The organism is Bacillus sp. JJ722 (assembly GCF_036963345.1).
GTDB lineage: Bacteria > Bacillota > Bacilli > Bacillales > DSM-1321 > Bacillus_AD.
Genome location: NZ_JBALMO010000373.1, coordinates 1 through 2,047 on the forward strand (window position 1 = coordinate 1; position 2,047 = coordinate 2,047).

Below are 2,047 nucleotides of genomic sequence, written 5' to 3' on the forward strand. Positions count from 1 at the left end.
GCTTCCGCTTTTCTTACTTATTATTTGCAAACAGTTTAGTTTGTAAGAACAATAATTCCATGGCAAGGTTATTGATTCGTTGTACAATATCTTCATTGACAATTTCATTGTCTTTATTAAAACAGTTGCTATTAACAAACACACTGCTTGCAGCGATATTTGCCTTGAAGAAAGATAAGATTGGTTTTAATTGATTATCCGCTACTAAGAAATGTTTATCTGAACCACCGGTAGTAATAACGCCTACAACTTTTGATTGGAGAGCAGTTGTTGGTAAGTGGTCGAAAAGATTTTTTAAAGCGCCAGTAATTGATGCTTGATAAATAGGAGTGCCAATTACATAAAGATCAGCTTCCATAATTTTATTAATAACAGTTTGAGTATCTTCGTTGTAGTCAGCGAATGGTTTACCTACTACGAATTCTACATCATAATTTCTTAAGTCGATTAATTCGACTTCAAGACTTGGGTCAAGTTTTTTTGCTGCTTGAAGTACTTCATTAACAGTAATTGCTGGTTTTGCCCCGATAAGTGCTCCAGAAATTCCAACTAGTTTCAAGAAAATCTCCTCCTAAATATAAAAAATTCGATTATTATTGCTGTTCCATGTATTAGAATGCATTTCAAGTGATAGTTATACTCTTGTAAGTTAGGGAAAGCTTATATTTATAGCTGAATTTTTTAGAAATGTCTAATATCTACTTGTTTCCATCTGAATTATACATTGTTATTATGCTCTTGTCAGTTTGGAAACTTATTAATATAAAAAAGAAATCACTTAACTTGCATAATTAAAAATAAACACTTAGTATTATTTCTATGTGTGTTTTTTTAACAAAATTGGGTGACTAATTAAAGTCGTTAAGAAATATTTCTTCGATTGTAATTATAGTTAATAGTAAAGGAGTAAAAAATAAATGTCAGAATCAAAAGCATATAGAGTATTGTTATATTATTTGTATGTACCAATTGAAAATCCAGAGGAGTTTGCAGCTCAGCACTTGAGCTTTTGTAAAGAACTTGGCTTAAAGGGAAGAATATTGGTTGGTTTAGAAGGTATTAATGGTACTGTATCTGGTACTGTTGAACAAACAGATCAGTATATGAAAGCAATGAAAAGCAATCCATTATTTAGTGAAATTGTTTTTAAAATTGATGAAGTGGAAGGCCATGCGTTTAAGAAGATGCATGTTCGTCCTAGAGAAGAAATTGTTTCATTACAATTAGAAGATGATATCAATCCAAATGAATTAACAGGTAAATACTTAAGCCCTGTTGAATTTTTTGAAGCAATGAAGCAGGAAGATACTGTAATTATCGATGCGAGAAATGATTATGAATATGATTTAGGTCACTTTAAAGGTGCTATTCGACCTGATATTAAAACATTCCGTGATTTACCAGAGTGGATGCGCGAGAATAAAAGCATGTTCGAAGATAAGAAAATTTTAACGTATTGTACAGGTGGTATACGTTGTGAGAAGTTCTCAGGATGGTTAGTGAGAGAAGGTTATGAAGACGTTTCTCAACTTCATGGAGGCATTGCAACATACGGTAAAGACCCAATTGTTCGAGGTGAGAATTGGGATGGGAAAATGTATGTATTCGATGAACGTATTAGTGTTCCAATCAATCAAAAAGAGCATGTTATTGTTGGTCGCGATCATTTCACAAATGAACCATGTGAGCGTTACGTGAACTGTGCGAATCCAGAATGTAATAAACAAATTTTATGTTCAGAAGAAAATGAGCACAAATATTTACGTGGATGTACACCAGAATGTAGTGCACATGAAAGAAATCGATATGTTGTAGAACATAACCTTACAAAAGATGAAGTAAAAGCAAGATTAAGTGCAATAAATCAATAATAAAAAAAACGTCCTATCTTTACAGTTAGGGCGATTTTTTATTTAATTCATTTTTTAAACAGAAATTAGATTGCGAGGACATTTTAGGTTTTCTGATTCAATTAACGGGGATGATTCTTCATTTAGAAGAATCACCCTTTTTTATGTCACAAACGGCGCAGTTTAGTGGAAGAAAG

Annotated in this window: 2 protein-coding genes; one reads left to right on the plus strand and one right to left on the minus strand. The window is 32.2% G+C overall.

Annotated features, from left to right (window positions below; genetic code table 11):
• Positions 1-13: 13 nt before the first annotated feature.
• Complete coding sequence (locus V7014_RS26310) at positions 14-559, minus strand: NADPH-dependent FMN reductase (RefSeq protein ID WP_335511949.1); 546 nt, start codon at positions 557-559, stop codon at positions 14-16.
• A 358-nt stretch (positions 560-917) separates the two neighbouring features.
• Between V7014_RS26310 and trhO the strand changes: the two genes are divergently transcribed.
• A complete protein-coding gene (gene trhO, locus V7014_RS26315; protein WP_335511951.1) occupies positions 918-1,871 on the plus strand; it encodes an oxygen-dependent tRNA uridine(34) hydroxylase TrhO in 954 nt (317 codons plus the stop codon).
• The last annotated feature ends 176 nt before the right edge of the window (positions 1,872-2,047 follow it).

Excerpts from the sequence above, each read along its gene's own strand:
- trhO (WP_335511951.1), top strand. The coding sequence starts at position 918 with ATGTCAGAATCAAAAGCATATAGAGTATTGTTATATTATTTGTATGTA.